We start from the raw sequence: 23,746 nt of genomic DNA, 5'->3' as shown, positions 1-23,746 counted from the left end.
CTTACTAAGTCACTTTACGAATACCAAACTGAGAAATCCTTACTTTGGTAATTTTTGTGCAGAACAGTTATGCAATACGCTTTCCATACTCTGCTTTTCTTCGCGAGTTACAGTTAAACCATATTTATACTTAACAGCTATTTGCCTAGCAACATATTCGCACCTGAAGGTTTTGTTTGAAGGAAGCCAGTAAGCTGCGGACGCGGAACCTTTTTCTTGATTAGCAGCTCCTTCAACCGCGAGTAGGTTCATCATATCGTTGCCAAATTTTAATCGTTTTGCACGATTCCATTTCCACGCTCCAGATTCCCACGCATTTTGTAATGCAACAACATGATCTATTTGAACTAATGCACTGGTTTTTCGCCCACGCACGAAGTGAATATCTTTGCCAGTATACGGATCATGCAACAAGCCGAAACGCACTTGGCAGGATCCTGCGTACTTGTATTTCACATTTTGTAAATCACGCGCTAAAACGTCTTCCCTAACGTCACATCCATTACCGTCATCGTCGGTAGTACGATATCCGAATACTTGACGCTCGTACCCGTAACGATAAGGCTTAGATATACGCAATTTTTCCAATGCTTGCGCAGCTTCTCCGCTTGCTTCATATTCTCCTGTAATTTTCCCAACGCTACTGTTTATTTTAGGAAGCAACAAGCCAATAACAATCCCACATAAAACAGCAAACAGCAGCATCCAGAACAGCGCAAGAAACTGCCTCTTGTTACAACGATTACGCATGCTCAGTCCCCCAACTCAACTTATGCATATTCAATATTTTTTAAATTAAAGTTAGCTACTGCTCTTAACTCTCATAACAGACGGTATTCTTTGTAAAACAACATCTACAACTTGCTGAATCATAATTACCAGCAAAACCATTGCCATAACAGCATAAACCGTACTCCATGCTGGAATATTAGCTGGCACCGGATGAATGGTGTGAGAAACTACTAGTGCGGCTACAGAAATGCTAATTAACGATATAGCAAGAACAAGTGCCGACATGCCTCCACTTTTACGAGCCAGACGCATTCTTTGTTGAGAAACTTTATGCATTGAAGTAACCATTCGATTAACGCAATGCTCACCTTGCCTAAATGCAAGTACTTCATCGATACCAAGCTCAATATCACTTACTTCATTCTCAACTTCATGCTGTTCAATGCGCACTTTATTTGCAATATGCTTGGAGCGTATAAGTAAGTATCGAGGAACAATAAACATAATAAACACGCACGAAACAATAGCTACATAAGACAAATTCGCATCGAAATAGTACAAAACAACCATAAGAGGTACAACTGCAAATATCATTCCAACATTCATGCTGATATGAGCTTTATGCCAATGTTCGTGATGCATATCTACACCTGCAAATGTTGTAACAAGAGTTAATGCACGAACTGCCATACAAGCAACAGCAACAAGCACGCACTGTTGCATTACAAAACCAAATATTGGACGTCCTGCAACAGCAAACATTGCTGAAACAATAGCAACAGGAATACATACTGCAGAAACAAGATTGAGAGCAGTACTAAACATTGATATAAAAGCAAAAATAGCACGTTTGAACTTTGAGATTGTTCTCACTTCATAAGTGTAAGCAATACTTGCAATAGAAGAAATATGCTTGTTTTTATTAGAATCTTGCTGAGCTTGCTCAACATTATGCGAGTTTTGCGAGTTTTGAGATTCGTTTAATTGATTTAGTTGCGTAATATTTTTAGAACTATCATTAGCAACATGACGATACGATTCTACAGTTGCTATTTCGTCCGTTGAGCTAATGCCATCATCATTTGGCATTAATACTATTACATTTGCATAACGCGCTATGCGACGCAATATTTTAACAATTTCTTCAGCCTCATGATTGCTAATATCACATTGGGAATAATCAAAAACGTACACTTTAGTGTGTCTTAAAATTGCTCTAGCAAGAATAACGCGACGCTTTAAATCTTCAGAATTATAGGATGCTTCAGGATTATTAAAAAGTCTATCTATTGGCATATCTAGACCGTCGTAATCGGCATAAACAACACCATCTATTCGCACAGCTCGCAATGCATCCCACATCGCAGTAGTCGTAGCTGTTGGAGCAGCCAAAAGTAAGTTTTCTCGCAATGTTGTGGAAAATAGATGACTTCGCTCGCTAACTATAGTAACAATATCTGCTAAAGCTGCAGAACTTGCATCGTTCAACGACAAGTAAGATGCACTATCGTTTGCGTCAAATACTTCAGAAACTACAAATGGAGAAACGTCGTCTTCATGAATATCATAACGGTCGCTATAAGAAAGCAATATGTCAGCAGATTTATTAAAACCTGTTCCAGAAAGTATTTTCTCACGCATAACATGATGATATTTACTTGGAATAACTTGCAATTCACCAGATTTTGCAATTATCGATAAACGCTGAGCTTCATTAGTATTCGCATTATTTTCCGAAATATTGCATCGCATACGCAAAGCAATATTGGTTGAGCCATCAGGCAAAGATAATGTTGAACCATCGTCACTAAATGCTATTGGAGCAGGAGAATCAGTAACCATTTGCAACAATGCTTCAACATGATTCAAACCATGAACAGCATGTTTAACTACATGCATATTCTTACCAACAATTCTCAGTGGCTGGACGCTTAACATTAACAAAGGCATTGTTAACAGAGCTGCAGCAAGACCTACACCTTTAACGGAAGATAACCAAACAGTTGCAACAATTGCGAGTCCAGCAATAACATAGGCAAATAATGCACTTACACAACGCCACGATACTGGGCTTAGTGCCAACGAGAATATAAGAGAAGCAACATTAAACAATGCAGCTAATGTGCAAATCCCAGCTATAGCAGGGTTAACTGTAAATAGTGCTGCAGAAACGACTACAGGAACAGGAATAGATGCAATAATTTGTGGAACTAAAGAAGCAACAAAACTTTGTATTGCAAAAATATCTTCATTTACGCGCAAAGAAGTAATGTCATGAGAATCTTCAACATCCACAGAGCGTAGAGATAATATTGCGCGCAACATTTTAGGGCGCAAACGCATAGCTATTCGCGACTCAATTTCTGCACAAACAGTACACGACCAGTAAAAAACTGCATATTTCAGCAAAATAATAGCAGCTAAAACAATAATGTAAGACGTAAATTCAACAGAACTCATTAAAGAAGTTCCAGTAGAACGAACAGGTCTTAATACTGGAGACAACATCCCAACGCAAACGTAGACAAAAGCTATGTTTACAAGATAAGAAATCGCAAGACACGCCGACCTTAAAACAACTAGATGCTTAATTCCTGGCACGAACGCAAAGCAGCGATTTATCATCTCCTGATCCTTTTCTTTATTCCATATTTATTCAAAAACCACACACTCCCAACAGATGTTAAGATTACGCTTCACACACACCATCAACACGCCGACAGCCGCGTAATTATGCTGATTTTAAGCCATTTTGCCAGATATTAGCATTAAGAAAATAAAGTTGTTTCACAACTGTTTCACGCAATATTTAAATAATCAAAAAAATAATTAAAAATACCATTTTTAATTCTATTCTCAATAATTTTTTAATACAATTTTTCACGATCGCAAAATTATCTCAATACTGCACCAATAGAAGAACGCAATTTTAAGCTAGCAGGTATTTGTCCAACTCCATGAGACATATCTGGGAATGCTGGTTCAGGCCCATGATTCATTAATCTCAAAGCTTCACGCACTGCCAACGACCCTAATTGCTGCATATCGAGACTCACAGTTGTAAGAGGTGGGAAAAAATCACTTATTGCCGGAATATCGCCGAAACCAACAACACTAATATCACTCGGAATTTTCAAACCGTGCTCATACAAGGAACGCACAACTCCTACTGCCTGCTCATCGCTTGAAGCAACAATAACAGTCGGCAATGCAATGCCATCTATACCAAATTTCTCAATCATATGATTCATTCGCGCGTAACTTTCAGAAGACTTCCACGAAGTACATTGCACAATATGCGAATGAATACCTTGAGCAGTTGAAAGTGAACGCCATGCAATGAGTCGCGTTGCAGCACCTCTCCATTGTGAAGGACCTGCTATATAAATGGCATTTCGATGTCCATAATGCGCAATAAGTGACACAATATCGTTCATTGCGCGAGATTGATTAATCCCAATCATTGAATACTCAACGTTGCTATGAGAACGCAACATATTCATGCCTTCATGCGCGCTTATTGCACCATGAGTAGCAGTAACACATACGCACGGCTTAAGAATACGCGTACGACACAGTGACGTAAATATTGCGTCTGTTGGAGCGTCAATTATTAATCCGTCGACATTTTGCTCTTCAAAACTCTCGCATAAATCTTGAATATCACTTTGTTCACATAACGTTTCGTTGACCATGCTAATAGAAAGAAAAAGACCACGAGATTTTGCTTGCGCTTCTATAGGAGCAATGATGTTTCGAGATGTTCTATTTTCTGCACCAACGATAAGCCCTAAAGTACGCGACCTCTTAGTCGCTAATGCGCGCGCTGAATTACTTGGATAATACCCAAGTTGCTCAATAACTCGCAGAACTTTAATTCGCGTGTTAGCAGAAACATCAGGAGAATTATTAATAACGCGAGAAACAGTTTGATGACTTACGCCAGCAGCATGCGCAACATCGATCATTGACACGCGTTTTGCTTCATTTTCTGCCATATATACCCCTCGCTTATAAATGCCAAGACAATCTATGCAAATCGCTAGGTCCTACTTTTTTAATGGCATTGCGATGAGCTAAAGAGCCGTAACCCTTATTACTTGCCCAATCGTAGGCTGCATATTTCGGATTTTTAGCAAGAGATACCATAAGATTATCCCTAGTAACTTTTGCCAAAACTGCAGCTGCAGCTACGCTCGCACACTGTCTGTCTGCTTTTACTAAAGTATGGACTTTTACAGGCTCAGGAATGTAAGGAGCGTCAAAAGTATTTGCGACTTTGTCAATATAATCGCAAGGTCCATCCAATATTGCTGCAATACGAGTGTTTTCTTTTTTACTTATTTGAATATCTTCCTCGACTTTTGCGATTGCTTTCAAAGCCGCAACGCCAAGCGTATAACTAATACCCCACTCATCTATTTCTTTATTAGTACAAGATCCAACAGCCCAAGAAGTACACCATTTTTGCAACGGTTCATAAAGCTCTCCTCGACGCTTTTCACTCAGCAATTTAGAATCAGCTAAGCCTTCAGGCATATAGTTTTCTTTTACTTGCTTAATTCCAATAACTGCAGCTCCTACCATCACAGGACCTGCAAGAGAGCCTCTTCCTACTTCATCAAGACCAATAACCCAATCATAGCCTTCGCAAAGCAAATCTTGCTCATATTTAAATGATGGAACAAGCGGTATATTGGATGATTTATTTGACATAATTAAAATTAGTTCGTATAAGTTTTGCTAATACAATTGCTCTAATACGATTGTGTTAATAACATTGCGTTAACAACATTGCGTTAATACTTTTATTTTGCAGGACGATCAGGCACATCTTTAAAATCATCATGGTGTTCGTCTAAAAGACCAATTCGATCAAGCGGCCACGATCTAAACACAGCAACGCCCTCGATTTTGGAAATCGGAACTAAGCCATCATCGCCATCATTGCGATGATATCGTGAATCCGCAGAATTAGAACGATTATCGCCCAAAACAAACACGTGACCAGCTTTAACTTTTACTTTAAACGGAAAAGCACTCGGGTCAACACCAGGACGAATATAGGAAGATTCTCGTATTGGAACACCGTTTACAACAATAGGCTGCCCAGCGCCTTTACACTCAACAGTATCCCCAGGCAAACCAATAAGACGCTTAATTAAATCCTTGCCAACAACACCGGAAGAATTTTCACCACTCAACCAATGTGCAGGATCCTCAAAAACAACAATATCTCCACGCTTTAATGGGAATAAGCGCGGAGTTAGCTTAGTCGTAATAACATAATCGCCAATATGAATAGTATCTAGCATAGAGCCAGAAGGAATTGTGTAAGCTCCAAATAGGAACACACGAATAAGTATCACTACTAATACTGGAATACCGAACCATGTTATAGCATCGCGCAAAGTTAGGCGGTCATTTTTAGCACGCTTAGAATGTGCAAAATGCTTACCTTTTCTATTTTTGCGCTTAAACATGCGAGAGCCGGAAGGTAAATCTCCTTCCGGCTCTGGCGGAACCGGTGAAGGATCTATACCATGACCCGCTACTGAAACGATATGAGTATCGCTAATTTGCGTGTCATCAGTCATAACAAATACCCTTCACATAAGTTCTAATTTTACTTAGCAGAGTTATCGCGACGCTCAGCAATACGAGCAGCCTTACCACGCAAAGCGCGCAAGTAGTACAGCTTAGCGCGACGAACGCGACCGCTACGAACCAGCTTAATCGAATCGATAGCTGGAGAATGAAGTGGGAAACGACGCTCAACACCAGTGCCGAAGCTCACCTTACGAACAACGAAAGTTTCACGCACGCCAGCACCCTTACGAGCAATCACAACGCCGGTGAAAGTCTGAATACGAGTGTTGTTGCCTTCCTGAATCTTAACGTTGACGTCAACGGTATCGCCAGGACGGAAAGCTGGAATTTCTTCAGCAGCCTTAAGATGCTTAGCATCAAATGCTTCTACAGCATTTACCATAATATTCCTCCATCGCCGCCGCATATCGACGCATAGTAAGCGTTAGCAACAAATGTGCTACGCAAATCTTTCCCCAAAAAGTTCGCTTTTTAGGGGGCTTCCGATCCGTGCAATCTTAAATAAGAAGCGACTAGACCTAAAAGATAAAAGAACTATGCGGCATCCCTTTATCGAAAGCATACAAGTATCAAATTTATGCTCAATAATGGACATTATTGAGCATAATTCCGCACTATTCCGCACTATTTCAGCGCACAACTCCATCGAGAGGAGCAGTTTCAACTGTACGAGTCAACTCGTCATCATCAGCGTCATAATCAAACAACTCGCCGTAACGACCCCAGCTAATTGCAATATCAAACTGCTGACGTGCCAAAGCATCCGTGTGCTTGCTGCGCAACAAATCCAAAATCAACTCGCCACGAAGCTTTCCGTTACGATTCCTACTCAAAGCTTGATCAATTGCGTGCACAAGAGGCGCATGTTCAATCGCAAGACGAGCAAAAACTTGCTTACTGTGCAAAATATCGGCATTATGCCACTCTTCACCCTCAGAAGTGATAGTAATATGACCGTTTTCTGCAGTAAGCAAATTAAGCATCGTGCCAGCATCGACAAGTGGGAACAAATCATCAATCTCAAACGACAAATCAGCTGCCAAATCAGCCAAATCAATGCCATCTGGGTTTTCAGAAATCACGTCAAGCAAACCAGCCATACCACCTGGTGTAGCGTTTGGAAGCAACCGAACAGCCACAGGCTCTGCCTTTGTCTCACCTGCTTCAGCTTCATCCTCACTTTGCTTATCTTCATCTTCATCGTCATGGTGGCGCTGAATAAGCATATCTGCAATTGCTGCAGCTTCGTTATCTTCAGCATCTTCATTAGTTGCATTATTTGCTTGATCTTGAGAATCAGCATCTTCGGAAGCTTCTTGCTCTGCAGTGCTTTCTGGAGCAGAACCAGTCAAAATAGCATACAGATTATCAACCATCGCTTCAAATTCAGCACTGTGCTTATCTCGAGGACGAGGTAAATCAACGTTCACATCAGCAATTAAGTGACCTGGATGAGATCCAAGAACCACAACGCGATCAGCCATTTGCACAGCTTCTTCAATATTGTGCGTCACAATAAGCACAGACTTAATATCTCGCTCCTCGCTAGACCACAACTTAAGAACTTCCTGACGCAAGTTTTCAGCAGTAAGCACATCGAGAGCAGAGAACGGCTCGTCCATAAACAATGCATCTGGTCTCAGCACCAACGCGCGCGCAATACCAACTCGCTGACGCATACCGCCGGAAAGTTCCTTAGGATACGCTGTTTCAAAGCCATCCAAACCGATTGCATCAATTGCAGCTAAAGCAAGCTCAGTACGCTTTTCTTTACTAACACCTCTAGCACGCAAGCCAAGTTCCACATTGTCTTGTACTGTAAGCCACGGCATAAGAGCGAAGGTTTGAAATACGATTGCAACTCCTGGGTTTGGGCCTGTCAGCTCGCGTCCGCGATATGTTACTGTGCCTTCTGTTGGCTGCACAAGACCAGCCATTGTGCGTAGAAAAGTTGATTTTCCAGCACCAGAACGTCCCAATATTGCCACGATTTCACCCTCGCGAAGAGTGAAAGAAATATCGTGCAAAACGTGCTGAGTAGTGCCACTGTCAGAAGTGAAGCTTTGACTGATGTGCTTTGCGTCGATAATATCGCTTGTAATTGAGGATTGCACTTTTTTTGCATTGCTCTTTAAAGTATTCATAATTTTGCCAATCTTTTCTATAAAATTTTGTTATTTTAAGCGATTTATTAGTAAATTTATTAGTCGATTTGTTAGTCGATCTAATTCAATACGTAACGTTTTTCGGAAATACGTTGCATTGGCGACCAGAATAATCGGTTGCTTAAAACAACAATCAAGCTCATAACAGTTACGCCAACTAAAGTGCGCGCAGAATCTCCTAAAGTAGTTGCATTAGTAATATATGCACCCAAACCCTGAGTTTCCATGTGGTTCTTTCCATATTCCACAATCTCAGACACAATCGAAGCATTCCAAGCACCGCCTGCAGCTGTAATACCGCCAGTGCACCATGAACCGAAAATAGACGGCAAAATAAGCGTCTTCCATCGCAAAGTACGATCCAAGCGGAAGCTGCGCGTCATTTCACGCAAATCATCCGGAATAGCACTAGCACCTGCAATAACATTGAACAGAATGTACCATTGCGTACCAAGAGCCATCAAAATAATACTTCCCCAACCAAGATCAATATGCCAAGACATAAACCAAGCCATAGCAAACGGGAAGATGAAGTTTGCTGGGAAGCTAGCAAGAATTTGCACTATAGGCTGCATAATACGCGAAATCTTAGGATTCATGCCGATTACAACACCAACAGGAACCCAAATAAGCGAGCTTATTAAAATCAACGCAGCAACGCGCATAAAAGTGATACCACCAAGCATGCCTGCAGTAATGAACTCATGCAAACCTGCAGTTGTATACACAAAGTAAAGCATATGGGCGGCGCCAGCAGCCACAATAATTAGCATAATAACGTTGAATACCCAATCACCAAGCTTATGCTGAGCAGCCTTATGAGGCCACTTGGAGCCTGTGCGACCGAATGGGCGCGTTACTTTTTCAAGCCACTCGCGAATTGGCAAAAACAGCTTACTAATAACTTCATCTGCATGAGAGTGACGAATAAGAGTCAAAATAGCACTGTGACGCTCATTATCAGATGCGCTTTGCGTAATGCGGAAACGCTCAGCCCAAGCTGTAAGCGGTTTCCACAAGAAGAAGTCAAGTGCCAAAACAACAATCACCATCGACGCAATAGCCCACCAAATAAGACCAAGCTTATTTTCGGCAGCAGCTTGTGCCACAAAACTACCGATGCCAGGAAGAGCGTAAGTGTGATTATTTACGGAAATCATTTCCGAAGCTGTAAGGAAGAACCATCCGCCTCCAACAGACATCATACAATTCCAAAGCAGCGGAATCATTGCGTTAGGCATGTCTAGCACCCAGAAACGTTGCCAATGCGTGAGTTGCAAACTACGAACTGCCTCATCCAGTTCCTTTGGCTCGCTGAGCAGCGAACGGTGGAACGAAAAAGTCATATTCCATGCTTGACTCGTAAAAATAGCAAAAATCGAAGCGGCTTCAACACCAAGCATCGATCCAGGAAAAATTACCAACCAAATAGTGACAGTTGCCGAAAGGAAGCCAAGAATTGGAACTGATTGCAAAATATCTAGAAGAGGAATAAGCACCTTGCCAAGCCTACGACTGCGAGCTGCAAGAGAGCCATAAACAATAGTAAATATAAGAGATGCAACTAATGCGATCAGCATGCGAAATACTGAGCGCAAAGTGTAGTAAGGCAGATTGATTAAGTCCGTGGATACCTTAGATGGTATGCCACTTGGACCAATCGGCTGATTTATGCGCTGAATAAGGAAGGCAGTTACGCCAAAAACGGCAATAATGCCAACGCACACAATAATATCCGACCAGAAACGAGTGTTCTCGTCGACTTGCGCACCTGCGCTTTCTTTGCGCGAAGTTGTAAATACGGTCATAATAAAGTCCTCGAATAGGCAATAAGTGGGTTCACCTTCATGTATTTTTTATTTCTATTCATTTATTACGCAGATATCTATTGAGATTTCTATGCGGATTTCTATTTAGATTTTCGTAAATTCTTGCGTAAAGATCTGCGTAACTTTTCTTGTGTAAATTCTTGCGTAGCCGTATCACCATTGATTACGTTACAGGCGCAAATAACTAGAACTCACGTTTTAACTTCGTAAATTATATTTCGCAAGTTGTATTCGTAAGTTATATATTTCACAAGTTTTGCAACCTAAATTCGGTGATTGCCGGCTTCATATATTCAGGAGGAACATCCGAACTACTACTGCCAATAGTGTCGGAGCCTTCATCAGTACGAGTACTAGAATTATGGCTTTTACTGTCATGTTTCACGGCAAATCACCTCCTTAAGTTAGTGCGCTGCCGGCGCAAATCTTCATCATTGAATCGGAGGTTTACAAGAGAACAGAGACGCACCAAAACACACAAATGCATGTTAAGCGTGCCACGTCGTTCAAGCTTCAGCTTCGCAGGGCGGTGGCGTTGCATTAGTCGAAGCCTTAAATTCGACAACGACTGTTAACCAGCGTGCAGTGTCTCCACTGTGTTGCGGCAGCAACCCTTATCCCCGTGGTAGCCTTACCTACCGACCGTGCTTATTATAAATTATTGTTGCAGTTGTGTCAACATGCAGCAAAACACATTGCAATGCACTTGAGACCTATAAAACTCAGCGACAGATGCTAAACAAAAAGTCTCTTGACGAATTAACGCCAAGAGACTTATAAACCAACAATCACTAAAAACGATTGCCTATATGACTACTATCTTACTTGCGATGAGCGCGATAGAAGCGAATCAAGCTCTGCGTAGAAGCATCCTGAGCTGCCAAAGCGTCATCATCCTGAGAAATTGCAGGAGTAATCTGCTTTGCAAGCTGCTTGCCAAGCTCCACGCCCCACTGATCGTAAGAATCCAAGCCCCAAACAGTGCCTTCAACGAAGGTGATGTGCTCGTAGAGAGCAATCAATTCACCCAAAGCGAATGGGGTCAAAGCTTCGCCGAAGATGGAAGTGGTTGGACGGTTGCCGCTGAATACGCGAGCTGGAACGATCTCTTCTGCAGTGCCTTCTGCGCGAACTTCGTCAGCAGTCTTACCGAATGCAAGAGCCTTGGTCTGTGCAAGATAGTTACCCAAGAAGAGCTCGTGAACGTCCTGATCACCATCCTTAGTAGGATTTGGCGTGTTCACAAATGCAATGAAATCAGCTGGAATAAGCTGAGTGCCCTGGTGAATCAACTGGTAGAAAGCGTGCTGACCGTTGGTGCCTGGCTCGCCCCAGAAGATTTCGCCGGTTTCGCTTGTTACAGGAGTACCATCCCAGCGAACAGACTTACCGTTGGATTCCATAGTGAGCTGCTGCAAATAAGCTGGGAAGCGGTGCAAGTACTGATCGTATGGAAGCACAGCGTGGGAAGCAACCTTGTAGAAGTTGCGGTACCAAACGTTGAGCATACCAAGAAGAACCACAACATTCTTCTCGAATGGGGTTTCAGCAAAGTAAGTATCGATTGCGTGGAAGCCCTTCAAGAACTCCTCAAAGCGCTCTGGGCCGAGAACAACGGCCAAAGAAGTACCAACAGCGGAGTCCACGGAGTAACGACCGCCAACCCAGTTCCAGAAGCCAAAGGCGTTGGTTGGGTTAATGCCGAACTCTGCAACCTTTTCAAGGTTGGTGGAAACAGCTACGAAGTGCTTAGCAACAGCTTCAGCCTTCTTTGCGTCGCTGCCGTCAATAGCGCCGCACTCCTGAAGCTTATTAAGCAACCAGGTACGAGCGGTACGAGCGTTGGTCAAAGTCTCCAAGGTGGTGAAAGTCTTGGAAACAATGATGAACAAAGTGGTTTCTGGATCCAAATCCTTGGTCTTTTCGGCCATGTCGTTTGGATCAATGTTAGAAACGTAGCGAGCGCTAATACCAGCGTCAGCGTATGGCTTCAAAGCTTCGTAAACCATGACCGGACCCAAGTCGGAACCGCCGATACCAATGTTTACAACAGTCTTAATGTTCTTGCCGGTAACGCCCTTCCAAGCGCCGGAGCGAACTTCGTTAGCGAAATCGTAAATGCGACCCAACACTTCACGAACATCTGCAACAGTATCCTGGCCGTCAACAATGAACTTGCCAGCATCCTCTGCAGGACGACGCAAAGCAGTATGCAAAACTGCACGATCTTCAGTATTGTTAATGTGCACGCCGGTGTACATTGCCTTAGTGCGCTCGTCAAGCTTAACTGCCTTTGCAAGATCTGCGAAAAGCTTCAGAGTTTCAGGCTTAATTAAATTCTTAGAAAGATCGAAGTGGAGATCTCCAGCTTCGAAGCTCAACTTATCCACGCGATTTGCATCCTCTGCAAACCACTTCTTCAGGCAAACGCCTTCTGATTGCAACTCGTCGTAATGCTTCTGCAATGCAGCCCACTCTGGGGTTTTTACGGCGTCAACTGGCGGATTGATGGCCATTGTAAGGTCCTTTCATTTCTTCAACTGACGTGACAGCAACCGTCACTATAGTCCAATTCACAAGATACTCACAAAAGCAGACAGAAACACGCGAAGCTTAACACAAAAATGAACACAATCACACTGATAATTTACACATAAAAATTTGTAGTTTGAGGATGTGCAGTGCCCCAAACGCGCGCAACCTACCCTGCATTTGGAGGGTTATCTGTGGTTTATCACTCCAAACGCGAGGAAATTATCTCACATTTGGAGCATTATCTATTGCACGACGCGCCAAATTGGACAAATTCAAAAATATGATATATAGTGTTTGATTTGTGCGCGAGTCGCGAATGCGTCTCGGGCAACATGCCACTTTAGCTCAGTCGGTAGAGCGTCTCCCTCGTAATGAGAAGGTCGACAGTTCGATTCTGTCAAGTGGCTCTCTGACTCACTCGAGTGTATTAATACTTTTGATTTGTTTTTATTCGCTCGATTGTTTATATGAGTCTATGCGCGAGTGGCGGAATGGTAGACGCGCAGGATTTAGGTTCCTGTGTCTTACGACGTGTGGGTTCAAGTCCCATCTCGCGCACGAAATTTTTCGCTTATTCAGTAATAAATAATGCCTGCAACTCCGGCAAAAGTGCGCGCAAAGCATTACCTCTGTGCGAAATAGCATTCTTTTCTTCTTGAGTCAGCTCTGCACTAGTCAAACCTTTCATTTGCACACCATCGCGAATAGGCTGAAGATCTGGCACAAACAGCGGATCATAGCCGAAACCATTAATTCCGCGCGCCTCGCGCAACAAGTGACCAACCATTTCTCCGACTCGAACAGTCTCAAAGCCGTGAGAATGCGACATAACACTGCCTTCAGGAACCTCACTGCACCCATCCGGAATAGCAAGAGCTGCAGCACAACGAAAACGAGCAGTACGACATTGATCTGGGATATCAGAAAGTTGGCGCAAAAGAAGCTCATTATTAGCTTTATCATCTCCATGCACACCACTCCACCTAGCAGAAAGAATACCAGGGGCAGCACCAAGCACATCAACGATAAGACCCGAATCGTCTGCAATAGCGGGATAACCTGTTCTTGCAGCAACATCACGCGCTTTGAGCAAAGCATTCTGTTCAAAAGTCACGCCAGTTTCCACAGGATCAGGCAAGCCAAGAGAACCTGCAGTTACTAACTCGAAACTGTCTGCAAGTTTCGACAATTGCTCCTCTAAAATTTGCTTGATTTCAACGAGTTTTCCCTCATTATGTGTTGCCACAATAAGCTTCACGCCCGTTCTCCTTCAATCTCTTCTATTTTGCTAAAGCGGCTTTTTGAGCAGCTTGCAATTCGCGATTACCTTTAGTTGCCAAATCAAGTAACGTATTTAATTCGTCGCGATTAAATGGACGATGTTCTGCAGTGCCCTGAATTTCAATGAAAGTACCGGAACCTGTCATAGCTACATTCATATCTGTCATAGCTTGACTGTCCTCAACATAAGGCAAATCCAGCATAGGAGTGCCGTTAATAACGCCTACAGAAACAGCGGAAATAGAATCCTTAATAACATTTGCAGCAGAGCGAATATGACCATTCTTTTCTGCCCAATGAAGCGCATCTACCAAAGCTACATAAGCTCCAGTTACGGAAGCAGTACGAGTTCCACCATCCGCTTGCAACACGTCGCAATCAATTTGAATCTGGCACTCACCCATCGCTTTCATATCGACTACACCGCGCAAGCAGCGACCAATAAGACGACTAATTTCGTGAGTGCGACCACCAATTTTTCCACGCACAGATTCGCGATCAGTTCGCTCAGCTGTTGCTCTAGGAAGCATAGAATATTCGGCAGTTACCCAACCCAAACCGGAATCTCTACGCCAACGAGGCACACCAACCGTAAAAGTTGCGGTACACATTACGCGCGTATTGCCACACTCAATAAGCACAGAACCTTCAGGAACATCAGTAAATTTACGTGTTATGTGCACAGGTCGGAGCTCGTCAACATCACGACCGTCAACGCGAATCGGTTTTACAGATTCCAACATATCCTTGATTTGAGTCATACCTCACAAATTTAGCACGTGGCTGTTATCTTCTATTTCATCTTCTTAGCACGCAGCAATTTTGTACTAAAGCTGCTCAGAAAGCTCCATCCACTCATCCTCAAGAGCACTTGCTTCTTGCTCGTTTTTTTGAAGATCTTCGTTAAGAGATTGAAGTCCAACAAAGTCACTTGGGTTATGCGCAGCCATTTGCGCTTCAATTTGCGACTTTTCTTCTTCAAGCTTTGTAAGTTTTCGCTCGATTGCTGAAACTCGCCTTGCAGCATCGTGATAGGCTTTGCCGGTAAGTTTGGGCTCAATTACTGTACTTTCTGAACTTTCTTTAGTTGTAGAATTTGCAGCACTCGAAGCATTCGCAGTACTTGAAGCGCCAACAGTACCAGTAGTACCACTACTATTTTCGTGATCGCGTTGCAGCTTTTCTACAATTTGCAAATACTCATCTACACCGCCTGGAAGGTGACGAATTTTGCCGTCAATAAGCGCAAATTGCTGGTCTGTTACGCGCTCAAGCAAGTAGCGATCGTGCGAAACAACAATCAAAGTGCCAGGCCAAGTATCGAGCAAATCTTCCATAACTGCAAGCATGTCAGTGTCGAGATCGTTTCCAGGCTCATCCATAATCAGCACGTTTGGCTCGTTTAGCAAAATCAGCAGCAGCTGCATACGTCGCTTTTGACCGCCCGAAAGATCCGCAATTGGTGTCATAAGCTGCTCGGGCTTAAAACCAAGCCTTTCCATAAGCTGACCTGGGGTCACTTCTTTGCCATCAATAATATAGCTAGGCTTATAGCGACTTAAAACTTCTTTTACTTTATATTTTCCAAGCTTTTCAAGCTCTTCTAGCCGCTGCGAAAGCACGGCAAATTTTACAGTCTTGCCAATATTTACGTGTCCAAGCGTAGGCTTTAGAGATCCGTCAATAATGCTTAATAATGTTGATTTTCCTACTCCATTCGCACCCACAATTCCAAAACGATCGCCTGGACCTATAAGCCAAGTTGCATCGTCTAAAATCATGCGTCCAGTAATAGTTTTGCGCGATGCAGCTGAAGTTTCTGCAATGTTTTCTGCGCTCGTAGCAGTACTTTCCGAAGTATTTTCCGCAGAATTTTCAAGAGAATTTTCTTGATTTTCGTCAACGGCAATAGTAACGCTTCCCACGTGAGTTGGTTGCGCAAAAGCAGATTCTACGATATCGACTTTATTTGATTTTTCTGCATTATCTTCACCTAAAGATGCGTTTTCTACGATATCCGGATCAATATTTTTTAACTGCTGAGCGTTATCGAAAATTTGCGTAACGTCAATTAAATCAACAACTTGCTTACCAAGACGCGAAGTTGCCATTTTCTTCAATTCAAGAGTGTCTCTTAGCGGCGGCACATCTGCAATAAGCTCGCGCGCTTGCTTTACGTGGAACTTTTGCTTAGTAGAACGCGCACGAGCACCCCTGGAAAGCCAAGCTAACTCTTTTCTCGCCAAATTCCTGCGACGCTCTTCGCGCACATCCGCTTGACGTTCGCGCTCCACACGTTGCATCATATAAGCGCTGTAACCACCCTCGAAAGGATCAATTACGCCATCGTGCACTTCCCACATCGAAGTGCAAACCTCGTCCAAGAACCAGCGGTCGTGCGTCACAATCAAAAGCGCACCTTGACCGTCCTGCCAACGGTGAAGAAGATGCTCCGCAAGCCAATGAATCGTCACAACGTCCAAATGATTCGTAGGCTCATCCAAAGCCAAAATATCCCAGTCGTGCAACAATAATCTTGCTAAATCTGCGCGCCTGCGCTGACCTCCAGAAAGCGTTCCAACTTTCGCTTCCAAATTTATGCCACCAAGAAGCGCTTCTACAATTTCGCGTGAACGCTGATCTGCAGCCCACTCGTAATCTTCGCGATTTTCAAGAGCAGCCTCGCGCACAGTTGCGTTATCGTCCAATGGATCGCGCTGATCCAACATGCCAAAAGTAAGCCCTCCGCGCTTCGTAACGCGACCAGAATCAGGTTGCATTTTACCGGCAAGTAGTCGAAGTAGCGTTGACTTTCCGTCGCCATTTTTTCCAACAATACCGATTCTGTCACCTTCAAAAACTCCAATAGTAACGTCTTTAAAAATCGTTTTTGTAGCAAATTCTAGCGAAACTCGTTCTAATCCCAAATCATACGTAGGCATAATCCACAAATATAGCTGAACACTTATACGAAAGGGTATAGAAGGAATATGGAAAAATGCGATTGCAAATGCGAACGCGAAGCTTAAAAGCGCTTGTGTTGGTAGTAGGACTATAATAATACGTGCTATGAAAACTCAGAACAATCAACAGAATCAACAGAATCAACAGAATATGCAGAGCAAACACAATCAAAATAATCAAAACAACTCGCATGTGCAACACAACGAAGATGGAGTTTTGAGATTAGATGGCGGTGAAACACGTCCTGGAGACCCAACGCAGGAACTTTTAAACGCTTTAGGCACAACTATTTCGCCGGATCTTTTGGTAGAAGCACTCACCCACCGCTCGTTCTCGCACGAGCATCCTGGCACACGAAATTATGAGCGACTTGAGTTTTTGGGCGATGCTGTGCTTGAGTTAGTTTCCACAGAAACGCTGTTTTCTGCACATCCAGACATGACTGAAGGTCAGCTTGCGAAGATGCGAGCGAAAGCTGTGTCTGAATGGGCGCTTTCTGCTGTTGCGCGCGAAAAGCTGCATGTTGGCGCGTATATTCTTCTCGGTCGCGGAGAAATGGAGCAGGGCGGAAATAATAAAGATTCAATTTTGTGCGATATTGTTGAAGCGCTTATTGGTGCAACTTTTGTTGAACATGGAATTGATGAAGCTCGCAGAGTTGTGCATCGTTTGATTGACGACACTTTGGCGGAAGTGCTAACTGAAGGACCAGCTCTTGATTGGAAGACTTCGCTTACAGTCAAAGCTCACGATATGGGTTTGGAAGATCCAGAGTATCGAATGGCTGTTTCTGGGCCAGAATACGCTCCAGTATTTGAGGCTCGCGCGGTTTTGGCACATAAGGATGGCGACGAAGTGTTGGGAGTCGGAAGTGGCTCTAGCAAACGAAAAGCGCAACTCGCAGCCGCCGAAATCGCTTGGCACGCACTCGACGCGCGTAAGTAACTACGAACTTTACCTGATTTGCGAACTTTGTCATCGATACTTCGAATACGATAAGCGACTATCAATCAAAGAACGCTAGCAGTATTGCTCTGCCATCACTACAGCAAAAATAACTACCGCACCACAAAAAACACTAACTATTTTCTGAGTAGTGAGGGGTGGGTGTTGCTTAAGAGGTACGAATATTAGTGTGGTAGAGATTTGAGATTTTTCGCACTGAGCGCGGCGAACGTCAGAGCCGCAGGCTGCTGATTCGCCAAGCGAAGAAGAAAAATCGAAAAATCTCTGCGATAAGGCACGGTTATTAACGATTAAACACGCAGAGTTTGGGGGATTTCTTTACGAGCGCTAAAAGAGGACTGAGGAAGCAACGTTCTTTTAAAAACAAAGCAGACAGTAAAGTCTTTAACAGCTAGAGCGACGAAGGACGGGACGCGCGAGGAGAGAAATCCCCCAAAACTCGCGCCACATTAAGTAAGAGCGTAGCGCTGTCCTCACGGCTAATTGCCGCTCGGCTGAGCTTGCGTGGAAAGTCCACTGGACTTTCCACCTGAGCAAGCTCACGCTCCGAGTTGCTTTCGCGAGCACAATGCTGCGCGAAAGCAGGTCGTCGCGCAAGCAACACCCACCCCTCACAGCCACAATACGCAAGAAAAAGAAAAACCCTGCCACCCGTCGATGGCAGGGTTTCTATTAATAAAACCTACTTGGTGTGCTCGGAGCGAATAGCTTCACGATAAACACGACCACGGAAGGTTCCGCAAGATGGGCAAGCCATGTGTGGGAATGCCTGAGAACCGCAGTTCGGGCAAGTCACAGTCTGCACGGCAGACGCCTTCCAATTAGCGCGACGCGAATGCGTATTAGCACGCGAGGTCTTGTACTTAGGCAGTGCCATAATTCTTTCCTCTATTTCGTTCAATCGATTGAGCTTAAGCGTTCTGTATATTACAGCAAGCGCCGTACAAATTGCTAATTTACGTGAACTTGAGTGAGATTTAAGCGAAATCTGTTTTGCGCAAAAGCTCGCGCTCTAAGCGCTCGCTACGAAACTCGCGTTGGAAGTCCACTGGACTTCCAACCTAAGCGAGTTTCCGCTCCGAGTTGCCTTCGCGCGCTAAATCGCAGCGCTCAGGCAGGTCGTCGCGCTTTTCATTCTGCTCAAGCTGAGCTTTCAAATCCTCTAAAGCAGCAAAACGAATATCCGTAACGTCATGATGATGATCTGGATGCTCGTTTAAGTTTTCGCCACACTGAGAGCAAAGTCCGCGACAATCCGGCTCGCACAACGGTTGCAACGGCAGCTCACTTACCATCGTGTCGCGAATAAGAGCCTCAATATCCGCAAAATCACCACCCGCAACTAGCGGATACACATTGCCCGACTCGTCATTTTCATCCCAAATTTGCGATTCAGCTTCATCCGCATCGCCACGAGTATTGCGATTATCCGAACGATTAGAACGCGAGTCAGCATATGGAAAGAATACGCACACATCCACTTTCCAATCGCGACGAAGCGGCATCAAGCATCGAGTACATTCTGCATGCACCGGGGCAGTAATACTGCCCTGAAACATTAAGCCGTCAACCACAGCATCAAAATCGCCATCAACCATAACATCACTGCCTGGCTTTACGCCAATAACGTAATCTCCAATACCTTCCGGCGCCGGAAATACGCGATGCAACGACATGCTACTACCAGCGCGCGCAGCCATTTGCGCTACTGGAACCGCCCATGGTGATTGGGATGGATGCGAAGCCATTACTAATTCCTTTCCTCTTCATCATCGTCATACAATGATGAGCTAATGTCATTTTGTACGTGCGCTGCAGCTCGACGACGATCTTCCAACACTCGCTGACCCGCTTGCACATCTTGTTCTAATTTATCTAGCTGCTGCTTTAAGCCTTCCATAACAGTCGCGCAATACTGATCCGCACCTTGCGTAAGCTTGTCTGATTTTGCTTGCGCAGTAGCGAGAATATCGCGAGCTTTCTGTTTTGCTAAAGCCGTTACGTTTTCTTGACCTGCTAAAAATTGAGCACGCTCTTGCGCTTCTTCAATTATTTCTGCAGATTGAGATTGCGCTGAAGAAACAATAGAGCTTGCTTGTGCTTGCGCTGTACGCAAACGTCGCTCTGCTTCTCGCATTAACGCAGAAGCTCGCTCCAATTGCACAGGAAGCATATCTTTCAAACGCGCTAACTGGTCAACGAACTCATCGCGATCAATTTTTACCATTCCTGCAGCAAACAAAACATTCTTGGCTTCCGAAAGAGTTGCTTCCATTGCGTCAATAATGTCGTAAACTGTAGTAAATTCAGCGCGGCTCTTTGAACGCGCTTCATCGCTTATTGTTTCTGCAGCTACTTTTGAAGTTTCAGATTCATTTTCTTCAAAGTCGATAACGCCACCATCTTCTCGCTCTCGTAAATCTGGAAGAGGGAAAGGAGAAAATGATGCTGGCGAAGAAGCTGCTTTGCTATTTTTCTTGTTCTGATTTGCACTATCAACGCCATTATCTCGCACATCTTCCGCAGCAGAAACACTTCCAACTGCCGCAACAGATGACGTTTCTGTATTGTCAGCATCTGCATCAACTAATAGGTCGCCTTCACGCGCACTTCGCACGTCGGAATGTGTTGTATTTACAACGCCGTCTTGAGCATCTTCTTCATCTGCGAGAACCGGATGTAATGGAAGCTTTTGATTGCGATCAACTTGCACTTCACGCTCCATCGTGTCGTCTCCTTCACTAGATAATCCAGAAGTCACGTCAGTAAGTTCATTTTTATTTGTCATCTTCTACTCTCCTGTTCAATTGTTCAGCATAGATGAATTATTATCTACGCCTAATGATTGCTCACTAAAAAGCTTTTTTAATAAGGGTATTACGTTATCTGGAACCATGCCAGTAACATTTCCCCCATGACGAGCAACATCTTTAACCACAGAGCTTGAAACATGCTCAAGCACAGGATCAGCAGGTAGGAAAAGCGTTTCGATACCTGCTAATTTGCGGTTCACTAGTGCCATTCCAAGTTCTGCCTCATAATCACCGTTTTGACGTAAGCCTTTTACGATTACTGTAGCACCAACTTTTGTACAGTAGTCAGTAATCAAACCAGCTGTTGAAGTTACTACTATTTTGCAATCGCGATTGAAGCTATTTTGAGATTGCGGCAAATTATTTATTGCTTCTTGAATAATTTTTACGCGCTCAGATTCAGAAAATAACGGAGTCTTTGCGGCATTTACCGCAACTAGCACATGTACTTCATCAAATAGATGCGTACAACGTTGTATTACGTCTAAATGGCCGGCAGTGACTGGATCATACGAGCCGGGGCACACAGCTATAGTCATGCTTTTAGATTATCACCCATTGCGCTCAGAACAAAAATATATTAAAAAATAGCGTTACTTTTATCGTTAAAGATAGAAGTAACGCTAATACGCAATATAAACTACTTAAATACGCAGCATAATTACTTAAAAATTAAACTTTCCTAATTCCTCGTATATGCGCTTGCATTCAGGGCAAACTGGGTAGTCATTTGCTTCGTGTCGAGGAATCCACACTTTACCGCATAAAGCTACCACTGGTCGACCAGTTAAGCGCGACTCTTCAATTCTGTCTTTTGACACATAGTGCGCAAAACGATCTGCATTACCACCATCATCTAGACGAGCATCTTCGTCAACTTCTGGACGTTCTAGAACAGAAGTGCTTGTGCCGGAACCAGAATCTGGATCTGCGGATTGCGAACCAGATTCCATAACAGCATCTAACGCATTATCTGCTTCTAAAGATGAAAACATATCGCATCCTTTCGTAACGCATTGTGTAACGAATTTCGTAGCGCACTAAAATTTAATTGAATTTTATTAGCAAAATCAAGCATAAAGCATTATCGCAACAAACGCTCAAAAAAGCTGTCAGAAACGTTAGTCTTTACGCATGAATTATTTACGAATTATTCGCGAAAATTATTTGCGAATCTTATTTAGTTATTTAGTAAAGTTTAGTTTTAAAAAGATTAATTTATAGTACTTTTACAGTACTTGAATTTCTGTTGGTATTGCAGGGTCTCCGCGCATCAAACTTTGCGCAGCCAAAGGCAGTCGCTTCAAAGCAGAAGCGCAATAATCCTGTGCGCGCATAATCGCATCGTGACCCATAAACTGTTCGTCAGCTTCACCGTCGACCATGTAATCAACTAGCAGATTTTCCCACGAATCCTTAGGCTTAAACTGAGCGAGCGCAACTTCCGAACCAGAAATCACGCGTTCGCAATCAGCTACACCGCAAGAATCGTTGCTGTAATCGTATGAACGATACGCCAACTTACGTCCAGGCACAGTCGCTTTATTCTTAGAACGCTTAGCAACAGGTTGCATTACACCATCTGCTCCCTCGCGCTCAGTAAGCTTATAAACCATTGCGCAAGTTGGAGCACCGGAGCCGGTTACAAGCATTGTGCCGATGCCGTAAGAATCCACAGGCGCATTTTGTAAGGAAGCAAGAGCATACTCGTCCAAATCATTAGTAACTGTAATCTTTGTGTTTTTAGCACCCAACTCGTCGAGCTGATTTCTTACGCGACGAGCCAAAGCGCACAAATCTCCAGAATCAATACGAATTCCACCAAGATCAGGGCCTGCAACTTCCACAGCTGTCTTTACAGCTTCCTCAATATTATAAGTGTCAACAAGAAGCGTAGTGCCTTTGCCAAGAGCGGCAATTTGAGAAGTGAAAGCGTCACGCTCAGTGTCGTGAACAAGAGTAAAGCAGTGAGCTGCGGTTCCGATTGCCTTCAATCCGTAAAGTTTTGCAGCAAGCAAGTTTGCGGTTCCCTTAAAACCGCCAATAACCGCTGCGCGAGATGCAGCAACTGCAGAATATTCGTTTGTGCGACGGCCGCCCATATCCATGCAAGGACGACCTGCGGAGGCAGAAACCATACGTGCTGCGGCAGACGCAACCGCGCAATCATAATTAAGCACAGAAAGAAGCACAGTTTCAAGCAAAGTGCACTCACCAAAAGTGCCTTCTACTTGCAAAATTGGCGAGTTAGGGAAGAACATCTCACCTTCGCGATAACCGGAAATTTTACCGTGGAATCGGAAATTTTCCAGCCATTCAATGGTTTCTGCGCTAACAATTTTACGATCACTTAAGAAACGCAAATCATCTTCCGAAAGATGGAATTTTTGCAGCTCTTCCAAAATGCGACCCATGCCGGCAACGACTCCGTAACGACGACCTTGAGGCAAGTGGCGCGTAAAAATTTCAAAAACGCACTTGCGATTTGCAGTGCCGTCTTTAAGAGCAGCGTCGAGCATAGTGTATTCATACATGTCCGTCATAAGAGCAGATGAAATCTCAGCCATGATATTCCTTTCAGTAACGAACAAAATAAAAACTAGTTACTAATTACCAATTCTTTGGGAGTGGCGTATTCGCGCGAGTAGTTAATAAGTATTCGCAACGTAACACTGGAATCATATTAGCTCTATCTACTGAGCTTGTTACTTGGCTGATACTTGGGCTGTGTGGGAAACAGCGAGCGCGACGATATACCTGAGCACTGCGCAACGGATAACGCTCCAAACGCGAGATAAGTTCCCCACATTTGGAGTGCCAAACCACAAGCTCGCACTATAAGCGCTCGCTT

At 43.8% G+C, this 23,746-nt stretch carries 20 protein-coding genes, 2 tRNA genes and 1 riboswitch; of the genes, 3 read left to right on the top strand and 19 right to left on the bottom strand.

What is annotated here, in order from left to right; genetic code table 11:
* Positions 1-39 precede the first annotated feature (39 nt).
* The 10 genes from D0T18_RS01975 to pgi all read right to left on the bottom strand — a co-directional run bounded on the left by D0T18_RS01975 (position 40) and on the right by pgi (position 12,852).
* Positions 40-750: an HNH endonuclease family protein gene (locus D0T18_RS01975; RefSeq protein ID WP_033888582.1), complete on the bottom strand. Its 711-nt coding sequence runs from the start codon at positions 748-750 to the stop codon at positions 40-42.
* 51 nt (positions 751-801) lie between these two features.
* Positions 802-3,357 carry an ABC transporter transmembrane domain-containing protein gene (locus tag D0T18_RS01970; protein ID WP_102155414.1) on the bottom strand — a complete coding sequence of 852 codons (2,556 nt, stop codon included), beginning with the start codon at positions 3,355-3,357 and terminating at the stop codon, positions 802-804.
* Positions 3,358-3,626: 269 nt separating this feature from the next.
* Positions 3,627-4,730 (bottom strand): LacI family DNA-binding transcriptional regulator, encoded by a 1,104-nt coding sequence (locus tag D0T18_RS01965; protein ID WP_012913876.1) that lies wholly within the window; start codon positions 4,728-4,730, stop codon positions 3,627-3,629.
* 13 nt (positions 4,731-4,743) lie between these two features.
* Positions 4,744-5,448: a ribonuclease HII gene (locus D0T18_RS01960; RefSeq protein WP_064621818.1), complete on the bottom strand. Its 705-nt coding sequence runs from the start codon at positions 5,446-5,448 to the stop codon at positions 4,744-4,746.
* A gap of 92 nt (positions 5,449-5,540) precedes the next feature.
* Positions 5,541-6,329 (bottom strand): signal peptidase I, encoded by a 789-nt coding sequence (lepB, locus tag D0T18_RS01955; protein WP_004110299.1) that lies wholly within the window; start codon positions 6,327-6,329, stop codon positions 5,541-5,543.
* Between the two features lie 29 nt (positions 6,330-6,358).
* Positions 6,359-6,724, bottom strand: a complete 366-nt coding sequence (rplS, locus tag D0T18_RS01950; RefSeq protein WP_004105329.1) for a 50S ribosomal protein L19 — start codon at positions 6,722-6,724, stop codon at positions 6,359-6,361.
* Between the two features lie 247 nt (positions 6,725-6,971).
* Positions 6,972-8,486 carry an ABC transporter ATP-binding protein gene (locus D0T18_RS01945; protein ID WP_116440363.1) on the bottom strand — a complete coding sequence of 505 codons (1,515 nt, stop codon included), beginning with the start codon at positions 8,484-8,486 and terminating at the stop codon, positions 6,972-6,974.
* Between the two features lie 80 nt (positions 8,487-8,566).
* Complete coding sequence (locus D0T18_RS01940) at positions 8,567-10,315, bottom strand: ABC transporter permease (protein WP_116440362.1); 1,749 nt, start codon at positions 10,313-10,315, stop codon at positions 8,567-8,569.
* A 268-nt stretch (positions 10,316-10,583) separates the two neighbouring features.
* A complete protein-coding gene (locus tag D0T18_RS06790) occupies positions 10,584-10,721 on the bottom strand; it encodes a hypothetical protein (RefSeq protein ID WP_162861117.1) in 138 nt (45 codons plus the stop codon).
* A 109-nt stretch (positions 10,722-10,830) separates the two neighbouring features.
* Positions 10,831-10,987, bottom strand: a riboswitch (M-box (ykoK) riboswitch).
* A 170-nt stretch (positions 10,988-11,157) separates the two neighbouring features.
* The gene (gene pgi, locus D0T18_RS01935; RefSeq protein ID WP_116440361.1) at positions 11,158-12,852 is read right to left on the bottom strand and encodes a glucose-6-phosphate isomerase; all 1,695 of its coding nucleotides are present in this window, start codon (positions 12,850-12,852) and stop codon (positions 11,158-11,160) included.
* 353 nt (positions 12,853-13,205) lie between these two features.
* Here pgi and D0T18_RS01930 point away from each other — a divergent pair.
* Together D0T18_RS01930 and D0T18_RS01925 are read left to right on the top strand one after the other, a co-directional pair.
* Positions 13,206-13,278 (top strand) — tRNA-Thr (locus tag D0T18_RS01930).
* A 70-nt stretch (positions 13,279-13,348) separates the two neighbouring features.
* A tRNA-Leu gene (locus tag D0T18_RS01925) sits at positions 13,349-13,429 on the top strand.
* Between the two features lie 13 nt (positions 13,430-13,442).
* Here the strand turns inward: D0T18_RS01925 and D0T18_RS01920 are convergent.
* From D0T18_RS01920 to D0T18_RS01910, 3 genes are all read right to left on the bottom strand, one after another.
* On the bottom strand, positions 13,443-14,129 hold the full coding sequence (locus tag D0T18_RS01920; RefSeq protein ID WP_004110290.1) for a non-canonical purine NTP pyrophosphatase: 687 nt from the start codon (positions 14,127-14,129) through the stop codon (positions 13,443-13,445).
* Positions 14,130-14,151: 22 nt separating this feature from the next.
* Complete coding sequence (gene rph, locus D0T18_RS01915) at positions 14,152-14,913, bottom strand: ribonuclease PH (protein ID WP_012913873.1); 762 nt, start codon at positions 14,911-14,913, stop codon at positions 14,152-14,154.
* Positions 14,914-14,979: 66 nt separating this feature from the next.
* Complete coding sequence (locus D0T18_RS01910) at positions 14,980-17,094, bottom strand: ABC-F family ATP-binding cassette domain-containing protein (RefSeq protein WP_116440360.1); 2,115 nt, start codon at positions 17,092-17,094, stop codon at positions 14,980-14,982.
* A 127-nt stretch (positions 17,095-17,221) separates the two neighbouring features.
* Between D0T18_RS01910 and rnc the strand changes: the two genes are divergently transcribed.
* Positions 17,222-18,061 (top strand): ribonuclease III, encoded by an 840-nt coding sequence (gene rnc / locus D0T18_RS01905; RefSeq protein ID WP_102155418.1) that lies wholly within the window; start codon positions 17,222-17,224, stop codon positions 18,059-18,061.
* Between the two features lie 703 nt (positions 18,062-18,764).
* On the opposite strand, the gene rpmF is transcribed toward rnc, so the two are convergent.
* The 6 genes from rpmF to D0T18_RS01870 form a co-directional block, all read right to left on the bottom strand.
* The gene (gene rpmF / locus D0T18_RS01895) at positions 18,765-18,959 is read right to left on the bottom strand and encodes a 50S ribosomal protein L32 (RefSeq protein ID WP_004574042.1); all 195 of its coding nucleotides are present in this window, start codon (positions 18,957-18,959) and stop codon (positions 18,765-18,767) included.
* A 184-nt stretch (positions 18,960-19,143) separates the two neighbouring features.
* A complete protein-coding gene (locus D0T18_RS01890) occupies positions 19,144-19,830 on the bottom strand; it encodes a YceD family protein (RefSeq protein WP_004110281.1) in 687 nt (228 codons plus the stop codon).
* Positions 19,831-19,832: 2 nt separating this feature from the next.
* Positions 19,833-20,870 (bottom strand): SPFH domain-containing protein, encoded by a 1,038-nt coding sequence (locus tag D0T18_RS01885; protein WP_004110279.1) that lies wholly within the window; start codon positions 20,868-20,870, stop codon positions 19,833-19,835.
* 15 nt (positions 20,871-20,885) lie between these two features.
* Complete coding sequence (gene coaD, locus D0T18_RS01880) at positions 20,886-21,434, bottom strand: pantetheine-phosphate adenylyltransferase (protein WP_012913867.1); 549 nt, start codon at positions 21,432-21,434, stop codon at positions 20,886-20,888.
* A gap of 126 nt (positions 21,435-21,560) precedes the next feature.
* Positions 21,561-21,890: a DUF3039 domain-containing protein gene (locus D0T18_RS01875; protein ID WP_004110275.1), complete on the bottom strand. Its 330-nt coding sequence runs from the start codon at positions 21,888-21,890 to the stop codon at positions 21,561-21,563.
* A 234-nt stretch (positions 21,891-22,124) separates the two neighbouring features.
* Complete coding sequence (locus D0T18_RS01870) at positions 22,125-23,462, bottom strand: nicotinate phosphoribosyltransferase (RefSeq protein WP_004110271.1); 1,338 nt, start codon at positions 23,460-23,462, stop codon at positions 22,125-22,127.
* Between the last annotated feature and the right edge of the window lie 284 nt (positions 23,463-23,746).

It is taken from the genome of Gardnerella swidsinskii (genome assembly GCF_003397705.1).
In the GTDB taxonomy this organism is placed as follows: Bacteria; Actinomycetota; Actinomycetes; order Actinomycetales; family Bifidobacteriaceae; genus Bifidobacterium; species Bifidobacterium swidsinskii.
Note: the sequence above shows the minus strand (reverse complement) of the source record. Positions and strands in the feature narration are given on the sequence as shown.

Bases quoted from the DNA above. Each gene is read 5' to 3' on its own strand.
- coaD (WP_012913867.1), bottom strand. From the start codon at position 21,434: ATGACTATAGCTGTGTGCCCCGGCTCGTATGATCCAGTCACTGCCGGC.
- rplS (WP_004105329.1), bottom strand. From the start codon at position 6,724: ATGGTAAATGCTGTAGAAGCATTTGATGCTAAGCATCTTAAGGCTGCT.
- D0T18_RS01940 (WP_116440362.1), bottom strand. From the start codon at position 10,315: ATGACCGTATTTACAACTTCGCGCAAAGAAAGCGCAGGTGCGCAAGTC.
- D0T18_RS01965 (WP_012913876.1), bottom strand. From the start codon at position 4,730: ATGGCAGAAAATGAAGCAAAACGCGTGTCAATGATCGATGTTGCGCAT.
- lepB (WP_004110299.1), bottom strand. From the start codon at position 6,329: ATGACTGATGACACGCAAATTAGCGATACTCATATCGTTTCAGTAGCG.
- pgi (WP_116440361.1), bottom strand. From the start codon at position 12,852: ATGGCCATCAATCCGCCAGTTGACGCCGTAAAAACCCCAGAGTGGGCT.
- rnc (WP_102155418.1), top strand. From the start codon at position 17,222: ATGAAAACTCAGAACAATCAACAGAATCAACAGAATCAACAGAATATG.
- D0T18_RS01885 (WP_004110279.1), bottom strand. From the start codon at position 20,870: ATGACAAATAAAAATGAACTTACTGACGTGACTTCTGGATTATCTAGT.
- rpmF (WP_004574042.1), bottom strand. From the start codon at position 18,959: ATGGCACTGCCTAAGTACAAGACCTCGCGTGCTAATACGCATTCGCGT.
- D0T18_RS01875 (WP_004110275.1), bottom strand. From the start codon at position 21,890: ATGTTTTCATCTTTAGAAGCAGATAATGCGTTAGATGCTGTTATGGAA.
- D0T18_RS01960 (WP_064621818.1), bottom strand. From the start codon at position 5,448: ATGTCAAATAAATCATCCAATATACCGCTTGTTCCATCATTTAAATAT.
- D0T18_RS01910 (WP_116440360.1), bottom strand. From the start codon at position 17,094: ATGCCTACGTATGATTTGGGATTAGAACGAGTTTCGCTAGAATTTGCT.
- rph (WP_012913873.1), bottom strand. From the start codon at position 14,913: ATGACTCAAATCAAGGATATGTTGGAATCTGTAAAACCGATTCGCGTT.
- D0T18_RS01870 (WP_004110271.1), bottom strand. From the start codon at position 23,462: ATGGCTGAGATTTCATCTGCTCTTATGACGGACATGTATGAATACACT.
- D0T18_RS01890 (WP_004110281.1), bottom strand. From the start codon at position 19,830: ATGGCTTCGCATCCATCCCAATCACCATGGGCGGTTCCAGTAGCGCAA.
- D0T18_RS01945 (WP_116440363.1), bottom strand. From the start codon at position 8,486: ATGAATACTTTAAAGAGCAATGCAAAAAAAGTGCAATCCTCAATTACA.
- D0T18_RS01970 (WP_102155414.1), bottom strand. From the start codon at position 3,357: ATGATAAATCGCTGCTTTGCGTTCGTGCCAGGAATTAAGCATCTAGTT.
- D0T18_RS01975 (WP_033888582.1), bottom strand. From the start codon at position 750: ATGCGTAATCGTTGTAACAAGAGGCAGTTTCTTGCGCTGTTCTGGATG.